Below are 21,498 nucleotides of genomic sequence, written 5' to 3'. Positions count from 1 at the left end.
CTTCTATGATCCTTGTCTGCTTATGTGTCCAAGAGACTGGAGTCAAACACTTCATCCTTCGTGAAGGTTCTTGAGATAAGCCCGTCCTCTTTCAAATAGAGCATAAAGCTTTCAATTTGCGCCCAATTCTGCTTCAACCCATAAGGCCAGATGTCATCGCCAAGCAGCTTGGCTGACTTTTCGGCAGCTTCCCATAAAAACGGCGCCGATGTTTCGTTTTTCACCGTTTCAAACAGGCGAAGCTGCGCCTGCTGCTTTTCCTTTAAGAACAATTCATAGACCTGCTTTGGCAGCTGAGGATCGTTCTCTACCGCTTCCTTACGCAGGGAAACGAGATGCATAATCGGGAAAATGCCCGTGCGCTCGTAATAATCACGTTCGACTGTCCAGACATCAGGAATGAGGCGACGGATTTGTCCCCCTTCTCCGGTCAGAGAAAAGTATTCCGCCGGCGGTCTTCTAGCTGTCATAATCGCATCGACCTCACCATCAACCAATGCCTTGAAAATATCGCCCGATTCCGCCTGCTCCGCCGGAGTTTCGACAGGAATCCGCTCCGGCCGGTACGTCACCCAGTTCAGTTCCTCCGTCGCGACATTCCACTCATGACGGAAGTAGGCGCGCACCCAAACCGCGGCCGTCATTTGATATTCAGGCACCCCGAAGCGGCGCCCTTTCAATTCACTAGGATGCTGCCACGGCGCATCGGAACGGACATAAATCGCATTATGACGAAAAGAGCGCGACAGAAAAACCGGGATCGCTGTCAGCCGCTTTTCACCTTTGCTAAGACCGATCAAATAGGAGGCAAGCGACATTTCCGCAATATCATAGCTTGCTTCCGACACTTGCTTTTCAAAGATTTCCTCGACCATCGTGCTTTTAAGCTCAAGATCATATGCAGCAAGCGCAGCCTGGCCGCTAATAATGGATTGAGTCCGGTCGCTTTTTGAAACGGCAAGACTTAATGTTTTTTTCATGATTCTCTCCCCGCCTTTGCTGTAAGCTTCATCAATGCTTTTTTGACGAATACCTTGACCATTTCCTTCCGATATTCAGCGCTCGCGCGGACATCGGAAATCGGCTGACATTCATTTGCATAGAGCCGGGCAATGCCCGCGATCGCTTCTTCGGTTAGCTCAGTCCCGTTCAGCTCGTCATTACTCAACGCGACAACCGTTGCATTGGCAGCACCGACAGCGATCTTAATCCATTCCTTCTCTACGCCCGCTCCTTTTACAACCGCGGCTACCGACACTAAAGAAATATCCGTTCCGCCGCGCTGGTCATGCCGCAAAAATGTTTGCGGGACACCGACGACCTCATGCGGGATAAAAACACTCGTTATCATTTCATCATCCTGAAGCACCGTTGTCTTCGGCCCGGTGACAAAGTCAGCAGCTGCGACTTTTCTCGTGCCAGATCGGCTCGCCAGCGTTAACACGGCTCCATAGGCGATTAATGGCACGATCATATCCGCGGCGGGTGACGCATTGGCAAAATTACCGCCAATCGACGCCCGGTTTTGAATTTGCCAGCCGCCGACGACTTGACATGCTTCGCGGAGCGCGGCGAGCCCTTCCGTCACCGGACTTTGCCACAGTTCCGCCGCCGTTACCGCTGCGCCAATTTCAATTCCTCCCGCCGTCTGCTCAAGACGCTGCAGCTCGGGAATATGCTGAATGTCAAGCCACGACCTGGCCGGACTCTGCTTCTTTCTTGCTTCCCAATTCACGAACAAGTCCGTTCCTCCACATACAATCGTCGGCTGCTCCTCAGCAAGAAGCGCAAGCGCTTGTTTCAAATTATCCGGTCGATACCACATTCGTTCTTCACCGCCTATTCGATTGCTGTCGTTAAATCCTTCACCCAAGGTCGCGCGGCTAAAGGTTCGATTTTTTGTTCACTGTTTTCTTCCGCCCGGATGCTGCACAGGTAGCCGGCCTTACCGTCAACGACGGCCATACACTCTTTGCAGGCGTTGGCCGACCGGCAGGAATAGCGGACAGCCAAAGTCGGATCCTTATGCTCCCTGATCCAGAAAATGGCATCAAGCAGACTCATTCCTTCGACAAAAGGAACCTGGTACGTTTCTTCATGCTTCCCTTCTTTTTCGCTTCCGCGAGTGATGTGCAATGTAATCTCTGCCATATGTACCTTCCTCCTTTTATTCCATCTCCACTTTATTGAACGTCCATTCTCCTGCCTCATTAAGCGTAAATAACGAGCTGTACGCTTTCTCAAGCTGCTCCGGATAGTCAAGTCTGACGTGAGCGCCCCGTGTTTCCTTACGTTCGATCGCTCCTTGAATGATCGCCTTCCCTAAACGGGCCATATTGACCGCTTCGATCTTTTCCACCAGCGAAAGTGCATAGCTGTCTTGCGGTGCAAGCGCCACTTCTTTTACTTCGGCTTCCACCTGCTCAATTTCGCCAAGTGCTTGCTGAAGCTCCTCTTCCGTTCTTAACGGACCGGAACCTTTCCAAAGAATTTTCTGGATTTTTCGTCTCAGCCCAAGAATCGAGTCCTCGTCCTTTTCCACTTTCTCCGGATACCAGAACGCCTGAAGCTGCGCCCATTCCTGTTCCAATTCTTTCTTTACAATCTCATCCTCACGCTGCTGCAAGTCCTTTGCCGCTGTTTCCCCGGCAATTCTTCCCGTCACAAGCGCTTCTGTAATCGCGTTGCCGGACAGCCGGTTCGCCCCGTGCATGCCATAAATCAGTTCGCCACAGGCAAGCAAATTCGGCACAGTTGTTTTCATCGCCTTATCCACTTTAACGCCCCCAAGCATAAAATGGGCCATTGGCGCAACTTCAACCATTTGCTTCGTCAAATCAACGCCCTGCGACTTCAAAATATCGATCACCGGCCCGAAGCCTTCTTTCAGCTTGTCCTCCGGAACCATTCGGAAATCAAGGTAAGCGCCGCCATGCTCTGAGCCTCGTCCGGCCTCAACCTCTTTAAAAATCGCATAGCTTGTTAAATCTCTCGTCGCTGTGTACTTCCCGGCTACTTCTCCATTGTAGCGCTGCATAAATTCCTCATGCTCGCCATTTAACAGCCTTCCACCAAGCTTATAGCGGAATGGGTCCCACATAATCGGGTCAATTCCGACTAATGGAGGAAACAGATGAGCGATCGGGAAAAACTGCACCATTTCCATGTCGCGCAATTCACCGCCGGCTTCTGCCGCTAAAATAAAGCCGTCCCCGGTCATATTCGATGACGCACTGTTGCGCTCGTACACTTCCGTCAGTCCACCTGTCGCCAAAATGACCTGTGAAGCGGAAATGCTGATTGGCACCATATCCTCCATTGAAAAGCCAACGGCCCCGACGACGCGCCCTTCGTGTTTCACCAGGCGGGTAATCATGACATTTTTCAGCCGGGTAATCTTTTCATCTTTCCAAATCGCGCGCTTTAAGCCGTTTGCCGTTGCACCGCCCGTATTTAAAATATCGACATAGACACAGCGGCGCTTCGAATGACCGGGAGATACAACCTGAGACCGTTTACCATCCTCCGTTCGCGCCCATTTCACCCCGTAACCTTCAACCTCATTGATCACTTCAGGTCCTCTTTCAACAATCGCCCTAATAATTTCAGCGTCGCCTAAGCCGCGGCTTCCGACCATCGTATCTTCAAAATGAAGCTCGGTGCTGTCCTCTTCGGCTTCACCTAAGGCGACAGCGACCGTCATTTGGGCAATAATTGTTGCTCCGCCCCGTCCAATCAAGCTTTTGTCAGCAATGATGACATTCGCTCCTTCATCCGCCGCAGCCCGGGCGGCCATCATCCCGGCCGCTCCTGATCCGACGACTAATACATCCGTTTCATAGTTGTTTGCTGTCATCACATTCGCTCCTCCGTTTACTTTTCTTTGCCAATTGCTTGTACGGTAATGTCGGCCTGTTCAAGCTCTTGCTTAATTTTCTTCGCATACGCCAACGCATTCGGACCATCGCCGTGGATGCAGATCGTTTCAGCGAGAATCGAAATATCTTTGTTTTGCTGGCAAAGCACTTTCTTTTCCTTGACCATGCGAATGACCTGCTGCACTGATTCTGCTTCACTTTCAATCATCGCATTCGGCAGGCGCCGCGATGTCAGCGTCCCGTCTTCCTGATAAGTGCGGTCGGCAAAAACTTCGCTTCCCGTTCTTAAGCCGATCCGTTCTCCCGCTTTTAATAATTCACCATTCGCCAGGCCAAATAAAATGAGCTCTGGATCGACCTTGTACACCGCCTCGGCAATTGCCTCTGCTAAATCCTTATTAACGGATGCCATATTGTATAAAGAACCGTGCGCCTTGACATGCTGCATCTTGGCACCCTCTGATTTAACAAAGCCGTACATCGCGCCAATCTGATAGACAACGATATCATACGCTTCCTGCGGGGAAATATCCATGTCTCGCCGGCCAAAGCCAATCAAATCCTGCAACCCTGGATGCGCTCCGATCGCAACATCGTTCTCAAGCGCCAGCTTAACCGTTTTCCGCATCGTCGTCGCGTCCCCGGCATGAAAGCCGCATGCAATATTAGCGGAAGTGACATATTTTAAAATCTGTTCATCCGTTCCCATCTTATAAGCGCCAAAACTCTCACCCATATCACAGTTTAAATCGACTACACTCATTTTGACATCCTCCTTGAATTTAGAATGTGAGGGACCTTCTGCAGACGAGGGAATCACTTCTTCACCAAGTAGTCTTCCCCTGTTTCCCCATCCGCTCAGATCATCCCTTTATTATATAATCGCACACCTTGCTTTAATTGTTCAAAATTTAATTCCTGTTCTAGCAGAAGAAGCTGAGCTTCCTCCAGTGACACTTCTTTAAAACGGACCTCTGCGCCAAGGTTTAATTGAGCCATCACCGGTAAATCAACGGTAATCACCTGGGCGATTTTATGATAGCCGCCGGTTGTTTGGCGATCGGCCATCAGCACAATCGGATTGCCATCAGACGGAACCTGAATACTGCCGAAGGTCACCGCCTCGGACAGCAGCTGCTCCTTATGCTTCAGACGCAACGGCGGGCCCGCAAGACGAAATCCCATCCGATCCGATTGTGGCAGTACTTTAAACGGCTCGCGATAAAAGGCGTCTATACTCTCCTGCTCAAAGCTGTCGGCCTGCATCCCTTTTACGACGCGAATAAGGGGATTCATTTCGTAGGAAGGCCTAATATAGCGGAAAAGCGGCAATGTCGCCTCATAAAACGGTCTCTCTCCCGCCCTTTGCCTTAATGCCTCCAGCTTCTCTTGCTGCTCCGCTTTTCTTATGTAAAGCTGATCATTCGCTTTCAGCGCCCGGCCTTCGTAGCCGCCAATTCCAGCTCGTAAATAGGTCGAACGGCTGTTCATCACCTCAGGAATATCATATCCACCGGCAACGGCCAAGTACGCGCGCGTCCCATGCTTTGCCGGGCCAAAGGACAAGGTTGTCCCCCCCCTGACAAAGACGGCTCTCCACATCGGCAGCGGCTGTTTGTCAATTGTCGGTGACAAGTCAGCACCACAAATCGCAATCAGGGCATCTTCTTCAAAGGTTAAGGTCGGGCCGACCAATGTGATTTCAAGCGCCGCCTCATGCTCCTCATTTTCCACAAGCACATTTGCCGCCCGCAAGGCGTAGCGATCCATCGCTCCGCTGGCGATAATACCGAACTTCTGAAACCCGGTTCTGCCTTTATCTTGGACCGTCGTTAATAATCCGGGCTTTTTCACAACAATACTCATTGGGCCCCCTCCTTCACGAGCTGATCGTATTCATCCTTGCTGATCGCTTTGAACTTTACTCGATCACCAGCTTGTATAAGGGTAGGCGGCCATTGATCCGGCTGAAACAGCTTTAACGGCGTATGGCCGATAAGCTGCCAGCCTCCCGGAGTTTCAATCGGGTAAACGCCGGTCTGGGTTCCCGCAATGCCGACTGTGCCGGCCGGTATCGCCAGCCGGGGCGTTTCCCGCCGCGGTGTCGCGATCCGCTCGGAAAGCCCTCCCAGGTAAGGAAAGCCCGGCGCAAATCCGACCATATATGTAAGATAGTCACCTTCTGTATGAATCCGGATGACGTCCTCCGGAGTTAAAGAGTTATGCCGGGCAACGGTTTCTAAATCCCGACCGAGCTCTCCTCCATAATAGACTGGTATCTCTACTGTTCGCGCCTCAACTTGTTCACCCGGTTCAATTTGCGCCAGCAGCCGTTGGACTCTTGCCCGGAAAAGCTCATAAGGGAGCTGTTCGGAATCTTGACCTGCGTCCTGTAAGACGTGATAGCAATCATAATAGATTGTCACATTCGTAAAAGCGGGCAAATATTCAGTCATCCCTTCTAGTGGATGGTCGTCAAGATAGGCACAAAGCAGCTGAACCTTTTCATGGGTCGCCGGGTCGACGCCCTCCCCCAGTTGCACAACAAGAGCCGAATCACCAAACGGAAAAATATTGATTGCCTTCATTCACTTCCCCCCTCCTTCTTACTTGTACTTCGATGTAAAATAGGGGTTGCATGAAAAGGACTTTTTCCTTTTGATGCAACCCCGAAGCAGCGAAGGCTGGGCAATGCTTTGCAGGCAAAACCGCCGCAGCCTTTCACCATCGACTTGTAAGACAGCCGAAAGCAGTCGTGAAGTTGAATGAAACACGCTTAAAACCACTGCCCTTTTTCTTCGTCGCTCAATGCTCTTAATTGCTCGGGTTTCGCCTTATCAACATGTTCCTTTGGCACAACGGCCCGCTTCGGATAAGGAATTGGCGGAGCCGGTTTGGTCGCATCGACAATGACAGCACTTGACATTCGCGCTGTATGGGAGCCATCCTCATGATAATCCCAGTTTGTCGGCAGCAGCCCGCCAGGTCCGTTCCATTTCGGGATAATGAGCTGATCACGTTCAGCGTCAAAGCGAGTCCCGACTGCCCAAGCCACTTCTTCCTCATTAAAAACATTGATATCATCATCGACGACAACAATATGACGCAAATTTTCCTGCTCTGTATTCAATGCTGTAAAAGCTGCTTTTTTGACGTCGGCATCCCGTTCCTTGTGCAGGGAAATATAGCAGTGCATCCGCGCATAATGCGGCACATTGACCGTATTAAGGCTCGGGACGACGGATTTCACAGAATGATAAATACTTCCTGAGCGCGGAATCCCGCCCACCATTAAGTGTTCTCTGCTGGAAGCGACAATATCCTGGAAAATCGCCTGATTTCGGTGCGTAATGCAAGTCACCCGGATGACAGGGACGGAGCCGCCGCCAAGGTAGTGACCAGGCCATTCACCGAAAGGACCTTCCGGCGCTTCTTTCTCAGGGAGGATTTCCCCTTCAATGATAATTTCTGCATCGGCCGGCACCATTAAATCAGATGTTTCCGCCTTGACGACATTCAACGATTCCCCGATCAGCGACCCGGCAACTTCATACTCGCCGCCAATTCCCTGAATACGGGAGACCGCCCCCATTAAAAAGCCTGGATGATGGCCAAGGACGATCGCCACCGGGGCGGGTTTTCCTTCTTTTTCGTATTTCTTATGTATCAAGCCGCCATGATGGGCACCGAGAAACCATACCCCTAATTCACGCTTATCGTAAATTTGGTGACGGTAAATTCCGGCGTTGATTTCCTTACTTTCAGGGTCGCGGATCACCATCACCCCGGCTGATAAATAAGGGCCTCCATCCATTTCATTATGGACAGGGATCGGAAGCTTCGATAAATCGGCTTCATCGCCCATTAATATGTTCTCTTTAACTGGCGCCTGCTCGGCAGGGACGACGGTCGGCGGAATTTGGTTGCGGATCTTCTCGCCAAATACGCGCGGGATGTCCGGCACCTCACAATTTAAAAATAACGCAATTCGTTCATACGTCGTCAGCAAATTGGAGATACATGACAACTTAGCACCCTTAACATTTTTAAAAATGAGGCCAGGGTACTCGCCTTGTTCTGCAAGGCGAGCCGCATAGCCCGTAATTCCGAATCTTGGATCGACCTCTTCCCCGACAACGCGGATGCTGTTCGGGTTCAGCTCATCGAGCTGCTTTAAATACGTTCGCAAATCCTTCCCCATCGTTCAACCCCTCCTAAGGTAGGTATGATAAGTCAACAGCCTCATCAAACGAAACAGGCTCCTCAATAATTTCTAATTCAACCGCTGTTTCCGCCACATTGGCTGCGCCTTCCTCAGTAACTCTTAACCCTTCAGGAACACGTGCCAGCTGATTGGCAATCGCCATTTCAAGCACATCAGGTTCAATGTTTTCGAAGTTTTGCTGCATTGGTTCAACAGCCGAAGCCGGATCATCCGTCACACGGTCATTGATTTCATTCATCACTCTCAAAAATACAGTCATCGCCTCACTGTTTTCGTCCACCCATTCAGTTGTCGCCATGACGACGATACCGGCATATTCAATCTCCGGCTCATAAAGAACTCTAAAGTCGCCGGAAGAGACCATTTGCGAGATCGTTGGCTCTGACACCATTCCTCCTGCTACCTGTGAGTTTTCGATCGAAGCAAACATGCTTGCCCCGCTGCCGCTGCCGATGATTTCCACATCGCGGTCAGGATCCAATCCACTTGCTTCAAGCCCATAACGAAGTCCGGTATCAGACAAGCTTCCTGCACGTGTAACAGCCAATGTTTCCCCTGCGAGCTCTTCCAATCCTTGATAAGGAGCATCCTCTCGGACAATTAGTGAGTAGCCAACACCATCATAAAGCTGTCCATACGCTTTGACAGACAAGGCATTATTGGCAAAACGAAGCACGTGCTCATAGGAACCGAGATTGACATCGATACTGCCGCCGACCAATGCCTGAACGGCATCCGACCCAGACGTAAAGCAATGTTCTTCCACGGTTAACCCAGCTTCCTCGAATGAACCATCATTGATTCCGATTTGCGCAAGAAGTGGAGTCATACCTCCGCAGACGAGCCCGAGACGAATGGTCATATTCTCTTCTGTCTCACTTCCTTGATCCGTGCCTTCAGGCTGCTCTCCGGCGCCCTGATCCGGCTCATTGCCACCGCATGCGGTTAATGCGATTACCATTACTGCTAATAAAGATAACATCCACACTTTTACTTTCATCTTGTTCCCTCCACATTCGTATAAGATCATCTTTTTTTCCTTTTGTTTAACGATATCTAAGAAGTTTTTTCTCAAATTGAACGATGATCTGCTCCAAAATAACAGCAATAATCATAATTAAGACCAATCCGGTAAAGACTCCCGTAATATCGAGAAGCCCGGAAGAATAGGTAATATAATAGCCCAACCCGCGGTTTGAACCGATCAATTCAGCAATCACGGCCCCAATCAGAGCCATCCCGATGTTCAGCCGTAAACTTGTTAAAATCCATACCGTAATCGATGGCAGCACAACCCAGGTGAACGTCTTCAACCGGCCTGCTTTGTAAGTTTTCATCATGTCAAGCAGGTCACGATCAATATTTTTAATTCCTTCATAGGCATTGTAGAACGCGACAAAAATAACCATCGCGATAACCATAATAATCTTTGAGCTCATGCCAATCCCGAACCAGACAACAAAAAGCGGCGCGAGAGCAACACGCGGCAAGCTGTACAGCGCCATCATATATGGATAAATCCACTTATCAAGCCAATGAGTCGAAGCAAGCGCCACACCAAGCAACGTCCCGAGAACCATCCCGATGACAAGCCCGATAATCGCCTGCTGCAGCGTAAAGCCGACGTGATACCATAAATCCCCGCCCACCGTTAAATCGACAATCCGTTCAACGATCAAGGAAGGCTTACTAATCCAGAATTCATTAAAAAAGCGTCCTGACGTCCATTCCCAAAAAAATAAGATAATAACCCCGACTAATATCCGTCCTGTCCAGACAATTAATGCTTCATTATTGTTCTTTTTCGCAATCGTTTGACCAGGGGATGTCTTTGTTTGTTTGTTTGTCTCTTCGTTACTCATTACAGCTGACTCCCTACTTCTTTATTTGCTTCGGCCAAAGCTTGCCAAATTTCTTTCTGCAATCTTTGAAATGTCGGATTAAACCGCGTTTCATAAAAAGGGCGCGGGCGCTCGATATCGACCTTAAACTCAGCTTTAATCCGGCCAGGACGATTCGACATTACGACAACTTTATCCGCCAGCGCAATTGCTTCCTCGATATCATGCGTGATAAACAGCACGCTTTTTCCGACCTTCTCCCACATTTTCAAAAATTCCTCGCCAATAATCACCCTTGTCTGGGCATCCAATGGGCCGAACGGTTCATCCATCAAATAAAGAGACGGATCATATGTAAAAGCACGGGCAAGCGCCACACGTTTTTTCATACCGCCGGAAAGCTGCTTTGGATAAAAGTCTTCAAAACCGGCGAGTCCGACCATCTCAATATATTTGCGTGCCGTTTCCTCCTGGATCTCTTTCGACTGGTTTTTTACAGCGAGCGGCAGGCGCACATTATCGAGCACGGATTTCCATGGGAGCAGCGCATCATTTTGGAAAACCATCCCTACGCCATCCGGGATCTTTTTAACCGGCTCGCCATCAATAAGAACAGAGCCTTCAGCCGGCTTAATCAGATTGGAAACTACTTTTAATAAAGTAGATTTTCCGCATCCGCTCGGTCCGACAACCGCGACAAATTCTCCATCTTCCACGGTTAAGTCGACTCCGGTTAAGGCGAGTGTACTTGATTCTTTTGTATTGTAACGCACCGCGAGGTTTTTAATTTCTAATTTCGGTTTTGTCGCCATTTTGTACCCTCTCTCTATCTCTCACAATTCTTTATTCCCTAAAACTGACTATACCAATAGGGTATACTGATTTTATCACCTATCAATTTTTCCGTCAAATCATTTATCCCTATTATGAGAATAGGTAAATCTTTTAAAACAGTTAATTTAAAGCCTTTTTTCCAGTTTGTTCTAACCGGTGTGTTTGTGAAAATTCAGTTTTATTTTAACAGAAAAGCACACTACTTTGTAAAGCATGACACATCTTCTCTCATGTATTTTTTCGGGACATAATAAGAAATCTGCTTGAGGGCGGGTCTAAAGGATTTTCCCTGTATGAAAATCCGAACAAAGAGTGTGCACCTTAGTGATCTCCCAGATGTTGAAAAAAGGAGGGTGCCCCAATAACTCGGGACACCCTCACTAAGCATGCTCAGCTTCTAAAAGCCATTGCCACTCTTCCTCTCGGTCGGCGGGTCCAGCTCCCTTGAGAAAGCTGAGCATTGTGCAGCGTATGCTCTTATTTCATATTATATTTCTTCTTAAAGCGATCAACACGTCCGCCTACATCGTTAAGCTTCTGCTTACCAGTGTAGAATGGGTGTGAATCCGCACTAATTTCAACTTTTAAAAGGGGATACGTGTTGCCGTCTTCCCACTCAATCGTTTCGGCTGATCCTTTTGTAGATCCGCTTAGAAACTTAAAACCAGTGCTTGTATCCATAAATACCACTTTTTGGTAATTTGGGTGAATACCTTGTTTCATTTCCTTCATCTCCTTTTGCCCTGAATCTTTTCGAAACAGAGTTTATCTGATCACACATGTCGAAATTATATCAAGTCAGGCTTAGAATTGCAACTATGAAAATGAAGTTTCTTGATCAGCTTCTTCTGCGGCTCTGCCTGTTCATTTCATCTTCCATCACTTCAAAAAAGTCGAGGTTCGTTTTCGTATCCTTTACCCGTCTGATGAAATGATCGACAAATTCCGGAGAATCGTTCATCGTCTTCCGAATCGCCCAAAGCTTTTCAAGCTGGTTCTTCGGCAATAGCAGCTCTTCTTTTCTTGTTCCGGAACGGCGAATGTCGATCGCCGGGAAAATGCGACGTTCTGCCAGCTTCCGGTCAAGATGAAGCTCCATATTACCCGTCCCTTTAAATTCCTCGTAAATGACATCGTCCATTCTTGAGCCGGTCTCGACGAGAGCCGTCGCCAGAATCGTCAGGCTGCCGCCCTCTTCAATATTTCTTGCCGCACCGAAGAACCGCTTCGGCCGGTGGAACGCTGCTGGATCAATCCCTCCGGAGAGAGTTCGTCCACTCGGCGGGATGACCAGGTTATACGCCCGGGCCAACCGCGTAATGCTGTCCATCAGAATAACAACTTCTTTCCGGTGCTCGACGAGACGCATTGCCCGCTCTAGTACCAGTTCGGCCACTTTAATATGGTTTTCCGGCACCTCATCAAAGGTAGAGCTGACGACTTCCGCTTTGACTGAACGCTCAATATCGGTTACTTCCTCAGGCCGCTCGTCAATGAGTAGGACAATTAATTCAACCTCGGGATGATTTTCGGCAATGCTGTTCGCCACTTCCTTAAGCAAGGAAGTCTTCCCTGCCTTAGGAGGTGCAACAATTAAGCCACGCTGTCCGAATCCGACCGGCGAAATCATATCAATGATTCGCGAAGAAACACGGCCAGGCGCTGTTTCAAGTTCAATTTTTTGTTCAGGATAGAGTGGAGTTAAAGCCGGAAAGTGGGGACGTTCCTTGGAAGTCTCCGGCGCTTCACCATTTACCGCTTCGACATGAAGCAGCCCGTGATAGCGTTCATTCTCCTTTGGAGGACGCACCTTTCCTGAGACTTTATCGCCGTTTCGAAGATCAAAGCGGCGAATTTGCGAGGCGGAAATGTAAATATCCTCAGAGCTCGGCATGTAATTAATCGGCCGCAAAAAGCCAAAACCTTCCGTCTGGATGATCTCAAGCACGCCTTCCATAAACATTAGTCCATCCTGCTCGGCCTGACCTTTTAATATAGCAAATATTAGTTCTTTTTTTGTTAACTTGCTGTAGTAGGATACTTTATATTCCCTAGCAAGTTCATAAAGCTCTTTTAGCTTCATATTTTCTAAATCTGAGATATGGACTCCCATTGTTACACCACGCTTCTATAATTAATAAATCATTGGCCGCCAGCGGCAATGATTGCTGTGATCACGAAAAATAATGAAGAACGCAACTCAATTCTTGACAATACTTTTTATTCCTAAGGGTAATCGGTAATCCCTTGAAAAAGCATAAAGGAAGAATGGAGGGTTTCGGAGATGGATTCGGTGAATGTGATTAGCAAAAGCAAAGTATGTCTATATTAGCTATATTTTACCCACATTTCAACATAATATTCAAGGACTCTTTCATTTGCTCCGCCAAACATAAGGCACCGCCTTCCATACATCACGACAGTGCCAGCGTTTTTATAAGCTTCTCTCTGCTAAAAAGAAAGATTTATTACCGAATGACCAGATCCGGTTTCTTTTTCATGCTATGCTTGCCGTCCACAAACCGGACGGTTCCGGATTTTGCCCGCATGACAAGCGATTGTGTCGTCGCCGTTGTTCCATTGTAGCGCACGCCTCGTAAAAGTTCGCCATCCGTTACACCGGTAGCAGCGAAGATACAGTCATCTCCCTTGACGAGATCATCCATATAAAGAACTTTCGTCACATCTTCAATGCCCATCTTCTTGCAGCGTTGAAGCTCAGCCTCGTTTTGTGGCAAAAGCTTGCCTTGAAGCTCTCCTCCGAGACATTTCAGACCGACGGCCGCCAGTACTCCTTCCGGCGCCCCGCCTGAGCCGAGCAACAGATCGACGCCTGTATCGCCAAAAGCCGTGTTGATGGCGGCGGCTACATCTCCATCTGGAAGAAGCTTAATCCGGGCGCCGGCAGAACGAATTTCTTCAATCATTTTCTCATGCCGCTTGCGATTCAAAATAACGACGACAAGGTCTTCAACATCCTTATTCTTCGCCTTGGCCACCGCCTGAAGATTGTCGATAATCGGCGCGTTAATATCCACTTTGCCGACCGACTCCGGACCGACCGCGATTTTATCCATATACATATCCGGCGCATGAAGGAGGTTCGAGTGATCGGCTACTGCCAATACAGCGAGGGCGTTCCACTGCCCGGAAGCGACGATATTCGTTCCCTCCAGCGGATCGACCGCGACATCAACCCGCGGGCCATAGCCGTTCCCCAGCTTTTCGCCAATATAAAGCATCGGCGCTTCATCCATTTCTCCTTCTCCAATGACGACCGTTCCCTTCATTGGAATCGTGTCAAACACGTCCCGCATTGCTTCTGTCGCCGCGCGATCGGCCTCCTCTTTATTGCCGCGTCCCATCCATCGTCCCGAAGCAAGCGCTGCTGCTTCCGTAACCCGGACTAATTCCATCGATAAACTTCTTTCCATCTTTTCTCCCCCTCTTCTCGCTTGTATCCTTTAGCTTTTCACCTGATCCAATTCCTCTTCCGTCATTTTTTCTCTCCATATATCTGCACCGAGACCGACAAGCTTTTCGACTAAATTGGCATAGCCGCGGTCGATATGCTCCAGTCCAGAAACTTCGGTCACGCCATCAGCCAGAAGGCCGGCGACGACTAAGGCGGCACCTGCGCGAAGATCACTTGCTCTCACTCTGGCGCCCTGCAGTGTCGTACTTCCGTTAATAATGGCGGAGCGGCCCTCCACTTTCACATTGGCTCCCATCCGTCTCAATTCATCAATATGCTTGAAACGTGCGTTATAGATCGTATCGGTGACGATGCTCGTTCCTTGCGCCTGAGTCAGCAGACTCGTAAAAGGCTGTTGGAGGTCAGTTGGAAAACCAGGATAAACAAGCGTCTTAATATCAACACCCTTTTTCTTGGTGCTGTTATGTATGAGCAGCCGATCATCCTCGACTTCAATCGTTACCCCCATCTCCCTCAGCTTGGCAATCAACGATTCTACGTGGTAAGGAATGATATTATCAATGACAACCTTCTGTCCAACTGCAGCGGCGATAATCATATACGTTCCGGCCTCAATCCGGTCAGGGATAATCGAATGCCTGCAGCCGCTTAAGGAATCGACGCCATCAATCCGGATGACGTTTGTACCTGCTCCCTTGATCTTAGCTCCCATGCTCGTCAACAAAGTAGCAACATCAATAATTTCAGGCTCTTTCGCGGCATTTTCAATAATCGTTTGTCCCTTGGCCCGCACGGCGGCCAGCATAATATTAATCGTCGCTCCGACGCTGACAACATCCAGATAGATCTTTGCGCCGCGAAGCTCCTCCGCCCGCAAATAAATCGCTCCCTGCTCATTCGTTACTTTTGCTCCCAGCGCCTCAAACCCTTTAATATGCTGATCAATCGGCCGGGGACCAAGATTGCAGCCACCCGGAAGTCCAATGACAGCCTTTTTAAATTTGCCAAGCATCGCTCCCATTAAATAATAAGAGGCGCGCAGCTTTTTAACACGGCCGTTTGGCAGCGGCATTGAAATCATTGAAGCTGGATTTATCGTAATTTCCTGAGCGTTGAGCTGGACCTCGCCCCCGATTTCTTTCAGGAGTTCAGCTAACAGCTGCACATCAGATATTTCTGGCAGATTATCGATTGTCACATAAGAATCAGCCAAGATTGCTGCGGGTATTAAAGCAACCGCACTATTCTTAGCTCCGCTTATTTGTACAGTTCCTTCTAAAGGCTTGCCGCCTTTAATCATTAATTTATCCATAATCGCATCCCTTCCATCTATTACTCAGCCCGAAGACACGTAGGTAGCTTCTCTATTTCCATTATAACCATAACAAGGAGAAAGTAACGAGCTTTTGTGTGTCAGATTGGCAAGGGAATTGTTTGGGAGTATGGATAGAGCGACGAATAATTATGAAGAAACAGGAGCTGCCAAAATGGCTGGAACCCTTAATCAATCCGAAAATAGCAGCGAGGCTCCGGACTTGTGTCAAACTGGCACAAGTCCGGCAGAATCTCCCTATTATACGCTTTTGTCCGCTCTTTCCATTACGAGCGTTCTTTCCAATCGGCCAGGAACTTTTCGATGCCCTGATCGGTTAATGGATGCTTCGTGAGCTGCTGGATGACCTTGAATGGAATGGTCGCAATATGCGCTCCTCTGCGTGCCGCTTCATTGACATGCACAGGGTGGCGCACCGATGCGGCGATAATTTCAGTTGGAATGTCGTGGATTTCGAAGATCTCGACAATTTCACTAATCAAATCGAGCCCGTTATGGCCAATATCATCAAGCCGTCCAAGGAATGGAGAGACATAGGTCGCTCCCGCCCGCGCAGCGAGCAAAGCCTGTGTTGCCGAGAAAACAAGGGTGACATTTGTTTTAATTGATAATTCAGAAAAAGCATGGACCGCTTTCAGCCCTTCCGTTGTCATCGGGACTTTCACGGTAATATTCGGAGCAATCGCCGCTAATTCCTTCCCTTCACTGATCATTCCGTCAGCATCGAGCGCTATCACTTCGGCGCTGACGGAGCCGGGAACAAGCGCCGTAATTTCACGAAGCCGCTCATGAAAATCAACGCCTTCTTTCGCTACTAAAGACGGGTTCGTTGTGACGCCGGCAAGAATACCTAAGGCGTGCGCCTCTTTGATTTCATCTAGATTAGCTGTATCAATAAAAAACTTCATGTTCATCACCCTTTCACATAGTGTAAAATCGGTTACATCGTTCATGATGATAAGGGGATGTCTCAAAAGGGTTTACCTTCCCTTTTGAGACATCCCCGAAGCAGTGCGGAGTCGCAGATAAAAGCGAGCTACCGTCTCCCGCTCTATTTCTTTCATTATGCTTTATTCGAAGAGCCGAATTCCTGCATTTTCCCTTTGACGGTTTCTTTAATCGCCTCACGGGCCGGCCCTAAATATTTACGCGGATCATACTGCTCCGGATTGGCCGCAAGGTATTCACGAACCGCTTTCGCAGATGAGATCTGATTTTCCGTATTCACATTGATTTTAGCATGGCCGAACTGAATCGCCTTTTTAATATCGGCTGTCGGAATTCCCGTTCCCCCGTGCAACACAAGCGGGATGCCAACTAAGCTGTCAATTTTTTTCATATGGTCAAAGCCGAGGTTTGGCTCTCCTTTATAAGGGCCGTGAACCGAGCCTAACGCCGGAGCAAAACAGTCGACACCAGTCGCTTCAACCAGCTCTTTACACTCCTCCGGAATCGCGTACGCCGCTTCGGCATCCTCGACAACGAGGTCATCCTCCTGGCCGCCAATCCGTCCAAGCTCTGCTTCAACAGAAACATTAAGAGCATGCGCGACGTCGACGACACGCTTCGTTAACGCAATATTTTCAGCAAGCGGATAATGCGAGCCATCAATCATAACAGACGTAAATCCGGCATGAATTGCTTCCACACATTTTTCAAAGCTCGAACCATGATCGAGGTGAATCGCGACAGGTACTGAAGTCTTGTATTCCTCCATTAACGCTTCCACGATATTGACAACCGTTTTAAAGCCGCCCATATAGCGGGCTGCCCCTTCTGAAACCCCGAGAATAACCGGAGACTTTTCTTCCTCCGCTGCCTGTAAAATGGCTTGTGTAAATTCAAGGTTATTGATGTTGAACTGACCTACCGCATAACCTTCCGCCTTCGCTTTGTTGAGCATATCTTTCATTGATACTAAAGGCATTGAATGTCCTCCTTTACGATTGAGCAAATGATAGAACTCTTTTGTCCTTAACAAGATTCCCTCTTCAGCACTGTTTATGTATCGGGAAGCTTCACGCTAAACAAAAAAGCTCTATACGATGTTTCATTAATTGAACGTGTCCATTATAGCATAATGACCTGAAATTACACGTCTTTGTGCAAGGAATGATTCGTTTTTTTACAAGAAAGCGTTTTTTCAAGCGCGGACAGCTAGACGGTTAAGCTTTTGCGAATGACTTCGCGAATATCATCAATATCAAATGGTTTAGCAAAATGAGTAATTGCTCCTAAATTCATCGCTTCATAAATAAGATTTAATTCTCCATAAGCCGTCATCATAATGACGTTAATATGCTCATGATTTTCCTTAATGCGCTTTAAAATTTCCAATCCATCCATTCCAGGAATCTTCATATCAAGTAACACAAGATCAGGCTGTTCTTCTTCCACAATCTTTAATGCCTAGACGCCATTGGCAGCCTCAAACATCTGATATCCGTCCTTTTGAAGAATTTCACAAAGCAAGATTCGTATTCCGTACTGATCATCGACTACGAGGATTTTCTTCATGAAAGCCACCCCTTTTCTCTTTGCTGAAATATCTTGAGAACGGTCGCCCATTTCTCATCATACCGTTATCCTCCACCCATTCCTATTCTGCACCAACCTGTAAAATCCTGCTTCATTTTGCATTTTGCAACTTCAATTCCACTCAGCCAAAGAGCCTGCTGTGCCTTTATGACTATGCCATTCTGCGCTATAATGAATGGACAACGGTAAAGGAGTTAGACAAATTGCTGAAAATATTTACGACACAGTTGAATGGTCTGTTAAAGAAAATAGCGGAACAAGAGGACGAGAGGCTCGAGGATGCGGCAAGACTGCTTAGTCAGGCTCTTGTCGGAGACGGTCATCTCTATGTATACGGCAAAGATGAAATGACGGCCGTAACAGCGGAAGCTCTTTCTGGAAAGGAAAAGTTCGAGCAGGCAAAACCGCTGACCTTATCAGCCGTCCCCTCTCTCGCTTCCGCCGACCGGGTACTGCTTGCAGCCAGATCAGCAGACGATCCCGAGCTGCTCGATCTCATTTCCAAGCTTTACGAGCATCAAATCCCTTGCGTTCTAATCAGCGGCTCAGAAAAAAGCGACGCTCCTGTGACGGAGCAGGTCGATGTTCACCTTCCCCTGCCGCTGCACCAGGGACTTGTCCCAACGGAGACCGGCGACCGCATCGGCTACCCCCTTTCCCTCGCCGCGCTCTACGTCTATTTCTGTTTATCCCTACTCATGCGCGACATTTTAGCAGAGTATGAATAAGAAAAAGCCGTGTTGCGGCTTTTTTAGAAGCGACATGTGGAGTCGTTACAAGGGGTTGAAGCTCTTCTGAAAGTGGTGTTCTTTCAGAAGAGCGCGTAACGAACGGAACTGTCGCCCTTCTTCGAATCTGCTTCATGCTTCTCTCAAAGTAACGTTTTAAAAATCAGGCAACGGCTCCGCTCATTACGAAAAAGCTGCTGAAAAAGTGAAAATCGTACTTTTTCAGCAGCTTCTTTGAGATCTCCTTGTTTCTATAGCTGATTAGCTGAATTGTTTTAATGACGCTCCGATAAACTCTCTGAATAACGGCTGAGGACGCGTCGGTCTTGAGCGAAATTCCGGATGAAACTGGGAGGCGATAAAATACGGATGATCGGCTAGCTCAATAATTTCAATTAAGCGTCCGTCCGGGCTTGTCCCGGAGAAAATAAAGCCTTCCTTTTCCATTTGTTCACGGTATTCATTATTAAACTCATAACGGTGACGGTGACGCTCGTAAACGATTTGTTCCTCGTACGTCCGGTGAGCAAGGGAATCTTCCTCCAACTTACACGGGAAAAGACCTAGTCGAAGCGTTCCGCCAAGATCCTCAATTTCCTTCTGTTCCGGCAGCAAATCGATAATCGGATACGGTGTCATTGGATCAAGCTCGGCAGAATGAGCCCCTTCCAGCCCCAGTACATTCCGGGCGAACTCCACCGTTGCGAGCTGCATGCCGAGACAAATTCCGAGGAATGGAATTTTATTCTCGCGCGCATAGCGGATCGCTGAAATTTTCCCTTCGACCCCGCGGTCACCGAAGCCTCCCGGGACTAGGATGCCGTCTGCTTCTTTTAACAAGTCGGCTGCATTTTCGTCAGTTACATCTTCGGCATGAACCCAATCAATGTCAATGTCGGCATCGAATGCGTACCCGGCATGGCGAAGAGCTTCCGCCACGGAAAGATAAGCATCCGGCAAAGCGACATACTTTCCGACCAGGGCAATTTTTACTTTGCGGGAAAGGTTCTGTACCTTTTCGACAAGCTCGATCCATTCGCCCATCTCGGCTGACTGACAATCAAGCTTTAAATGCTGACATACAATCGAGTCAAGCTTTTGCGCCTGCAAATCTAACGGCACCTGATACAATGTCGACGCATCGCGTGCCTCAATAACCGCATCCTTATGAATGTCGCAGAAGAGGGCGATTTTTTCCTTCATATCCTGAGGGACAGGTCTTTCTGTGCGGACGACAATGACATTTGGTTGAATCCCGAGGCTGCGCAGCTCCTTCACGCTATGCTGCGTAGGCTTTGACTTCATTTCTCCGGCCGCGGCCAAATAAGGAATAAGGGTACAATGAATGTACATCACATTATCAAACCCGACATCACTTTTAATTTGGCGAATTGCTTCAAGAAATGGCAAGCTTTCAATGTCGCCGACGGTGCCGCCAATTTCGGTAATGACCACATCGGCGTTTGTTTCGCGTCCTGCTCTGAAAACACGTTCCTTGATTTCATTTGTCACATGGGGGATGACCTGAACCGTACCACCTAAATAGTCGCCACGGCGTTCCTTTTTCAACACGGTTGAGTAAATTTTTCCGGTTGTGACATTGCTGTTCTGACTCAGGTTAATATCGATAAAGCGCTCATAATGACCGAGATCAAGATCCGTTTCGGCCCCATCATCGGTTACGAAGACTTCCCCGTGCTGGTACGGACTCATCGTCCCCGGGTCGACATTAATATATGGATCAAATTTTTGAATCGTGACTTTCAAGCCGCGATTTTTCAGCAATCGTCCAAGGGATGCTGCCGTAATCCCCTTTCCAAGTGATGATACAACGCCACCAGTTACAAAAATATACTTTGTTGTCATCTAATCGTCTCCCTTGCCTTCTATACATGAAAAGTTTAGTTACCATTATGGTTTCCCTATTCAAATAAAAAAACAAAAGTGACAGCCCTCCCTCAGAAAAAGGGGGCGCACTTTTGTTCCTTGTATCTTTCTATATACGTATCGTTTTCTAAAGCCCAAAAATGATTCTACCTAGAATAGCGGGAGAAGTCAAGAGACAGTTTACCGTCAGTCGATCTCTTCTTCCTCTTCAAAGTCCTCGTCATCGCTTTCCTCTACATCATCTTCAAGCTCTTCGATTTCTTTGTCATCAAAATCTTCTTCTTCGTCGGCATCCTCTTCATTGGAAATTTCATCAAGCTCATCTTCTAAATCTTCGTATTCATCTTCATATTCATCAAAATCTTCGTCGAGATCAATATCTTCATCATCTACTGCTTTTGCTTTTCTCCGCGGCTTAACCGGCGTTGTAATTTCTTCCTCTGCCTGTTCAAGCGGATACCAGCTTTTCAGGCCCCAGCGGTTATCTCCAAGTGAGTGAAAGCGGCCATCGATGTTCATATCTGTATAAAGGTTGGCGATCCGCGCTTCTACTTCTTCATCGGTCATTCCTTTCAGCTCGGCAACCTTTTTCATGAGGTCATAGTAATCAAACGGATTGCGCTCTTCTTTCATAATCGCATACGCAATTTCTACCATTGGAACTTCTTGAATTTCCTCTTTTGTCATGGCATCAAAGTTCATATCTTGCACGTCCTTTCAGTCCAATCTTCTATCTATTTGTCAATAATGGGATTGTAAGCATACTTTTCATTATAAACATATTTCCTATCATTATGC

Annotated in this window: 20 protein-coding genes and 1 pseudogene; 1 reads left to right on the top strand and 20 read right to left on the bottom strand. The window is 48.1% G+C overall.

Translation table 11 applies throughout. The annotated features are described in order from the left end of the window. Positions 1-20 precede the first annotated feature (20 nt). The 18 genes and pseudogenes from ABMB67_RS14015 to ABMB67_RS13930 all read right to left on the bottom strand — a co-directional run bounded on the left by ABMB67_RS14015 (position 21) and on the right by ABMB67_RS13930 (position 18,064). On the bottom strand, positions 21-980 hold the full coding sequence (locus tag ABMB67_RS14015; protein WP_354572457.1) for a substrate-binding domain-containing protein: 960 nt from the start codon (positions 978-980) through the stop codon (positions 21-23). Continuing rightward, the gene (locus tag ABMB67_RS14010) at positions 977-1,825 is read right to left on the bottom strand and encodes an FAD binding domain-containing protein (RefSeq protein WP_354572456.1); all 849 of its coding nucleotides are present in this window, start codon (positions 1,823-1,825) and stop codon (positions 977-979) included. The genes ABMB67_RS14015 and ABMB67_RS14010 overlap by 4 nt, the downstream gene beginning before the upstream one ends. 14 nt (positions 1,826-1,839) lie before the next feature. Continuing rightward, positions 1,840-2,151: a 2Fe-2S iron-sulfur cluster-binding protein gene (locus ABMB67_RS14005; RefSeq protein WP_251223045.1), complete on the bottom strand. Its 312-nt coding sequence runs from the start codon at positions 2,149-2,151 to the stop codon at positions 1,840-1,842. A gap of 16 nt (positions 2,152-2,167) precedes the next feature. After that, entirely contained in the window at positions 2,168-3,856 is a 1,689-nt protein-coding gene (locus ABMB67_RS14000) for an FAD-binding protein (RefSeq protein ID WP_354572455.1), read from the bottom strand. A 17-nt stretch (positions 3,857-3,873) separates the two neighbouring features. Continuing rightward, entirely contained in the window at positions 3,874-4,641 is a 768-nt protein-coding gene (locus ABMB67_RS13995; protein ID WP_251223043.1) for a LamB/YcsF family protein, read from the bottom strand. 95 nt (positions 4,642-4,736) lie between these two features. Beyond that, positions 4,737-5,744 (bottom strand): 5-oxoprolinase subunit C family protein, encoded by a 1,008-nt coding sequence (locus ABMB67_RS13990; RefSeq protein WP_354572454.1) that lies wholly within the window; start codon positions 5,742-5,744, stop codon positions 4,737-4,739. After that, positions 5,741-6,466 carry a 5-oxoprolinase subunit PxpB gene (gene pxpB, locus ABMB67_RS13985; protein WP_354572453.1) on the bottom strand — a complete coding sequence of 242 codons (726 nt, stop codon included), beginning with the start codon at positions 6,464-6,466 and terminating at the stop codon, positions 5,741-5,743. The genes ABMB67_RS13990 and pxpB overlap by 4 nt, the downstream gene beginning before the upstream one ends. A 188-nt stretch (positions 6,467-6,654) precedes the next feature. Further along, positions 6,655-8,079 (bottom strand): UbiD family decarboxylase, encoded by a 1,425-nt coding sequence (locus ABMB67_RS13980; protein WP_251223040.1) that lies wholly within the window; start codon positions 8,077-8,079, stop codon positions 6,655-6,657. Between the two features lie 13 nt (positions 8,080-8,092). Then, positions 8,093-9,103, bottom strand: coding sequence for an ABC transporter substrate-binding protein (locus ABMB67_RS13975; protein WP_251223039.1), 1,011 nt, complete (start codon positions 9,101-9,103; stop codon positions 8,093-8,095). A gap of 46 nt (positions 9,104-9,149) precedes the next feature. Beyond that, on the bottom strand, positions 9,150-9,965 hold the full coding sequence (locus ABMB67_RS13970; RefSeq protein ID WP_251223038.1) for an ABC transporter permease: 816 nt from the start codon (positions 9,963-9,965) through the stop codon (positions 9,150-9,152). After that, the gene (locus ABMB67_RS13965) at positions 9,965-10,756 is read right to left on the bottom strand and encodes an ABC transporter ATP-binding protein (protein ID WP_251223037.1); all 792 of its coding nucleotides are present in this window, start codon (positions 10,754-10,756) and stop codon (positions 9,965-9,967) included. The genes ABMB67_RS13970 and ABMB67_RS13965 overlap by 1 nt, the downstream gene beginning before the upstream one ends. A 499-nt stretch (positions 10,757-11,255) precedes the next feature. Beyond that, complete coding sequence (locus tag ABMB67_RS13960) at positions 11,256-11,501, bottom strand: type B 50S ribosomal protein L31 (RefSeq protein WP_251223036.1); 246 nt, start codon at positions 11,499-11,501, stop codon at positions 11,256-11,258. Between the two features lie 115 nt (positions 11,502-11,616). Continuing rightward, positions 11,617-12,891, bottom strand: coding sequence for a transcription termination factor Rho (gene rho / locus ABMB67_RS13955; protein WP_251223035.1), 1,275 nt, complete (start codon positions 12,889-12,891; stop codon positions 11,617-11,619). A gap of 355 nt (positions 12,892-13,246) precedes the next feature. Next, positions 13,247-14,212 (bottom strand): class II fructose-bisphosphatase, encoded by a 966-nt coding sequence (gene glpX, locus ABMB67_RS13950; protein ID WP_251223034.1) that lies wholly within the window; start codon positions 14,210-14,212, stop codon positions 13,247-13,249. 30 nt (positions 14,213-14,242) lie between these two features. Further along, positions 14,243-15,526, bottom strand: a complete 1,284-nt coding sequence (gene murA, locus ABMB67_RS13945) for a UDP-N-acetylglucosamine 1-carboxyvinyltransferase (protein ID WP_251223033.1) — start codon at positions 15,524-15,526, stop codon at positions 14,243-14,245. A gap of 287 nt (positions 15,527-15,813) precedes the next feature. Continuing rightward, positions 15,814-16,455 (bottom strand): fructose-6-phosphate aldolase, encoded by a 642-nt coding sequence (gene fsa / locus ABMB67_RS13940; RefSeq protein ID WP_354572452.1) that lies wholly within the window; start codon positions 16,453-16,455, stop codon positions 15,814-15,816. A 155-nt stretch (positions 16,456-16,610) separates the two neighbouring features. Then, positions 16,611-17,474, bottom strand: a complete 864-nt coding sequence (gene fba, locus ABMB67_RS13935) for a class II fructose-1,6-bisphosphate aldolase (protein WP_354572451.1) — start codon at positions 17,472-17,474, stop codon at positions 16,611-16,613. Positions 17,475-17,704: 230 nt separating this feature from the next. Further along, positions 17,705-18,064 (bottom strand): annotated as a pseudogene (locus tag ABMB67_RS13930) (response regulator). 224 nt (positions 18,065-18,288) lie between these two features. Between ABMB67_RS13930 and ABMB67_RS13925 the strand changes: the two are divergent. Beyond that, complete coding sequence (locus ABMB67_RS13925; protein ID WP_354572450.1) at positions 18,289-18,813, top strand: DUF2529 family protein; 525 nt, start codon at positions 18,289-18,291, stop codon at positions 18,811-18,813. 261 nt (positions 18,814-19,074) lie between these two features. Here ABMB67_RS13925 and pyrG read toward each other — a convergent pair whose 3' ends face one another. Continuing rightward, positions 19,075-20,679: a CTP synthase gene (pyrG, locus tag ABMB67_RS13920; protein WP_354572449.1), complete on the bottom strand. Its 1,605-nt coding sequence runs from the start codon at positions 20,677-20,679 to the stop codon at positions 19,075-19,077. A gap of 207 nt (positions 20,680-20,886) precedes the next feature. Further along, a complete protein-coding gene (gene rpoE, locus ABMB67_RS13915; protein ID WP_251223027.1) occupies positions 20,887-21,402 on the bottom strand; it encodes a DNA-directed RNA polymerase subunit delta in 516 nt (171 codons plus the stop codon). Positions 21,403-21,498: the final 96 nt, after the last annotated feature.

Source organism: Halalkalibacter oceani (assembly GCF_040544555.1).
GTDB classification, from domain to species: Bacteria; Bacillota; Bacilli; order Bacillales; family Bacillaceae_D; genus Halalkalibacter; species Halalkalibacter oceani.
This window is presented reverse-complemented; position numbering and strand designations above follow the sequence as displayed.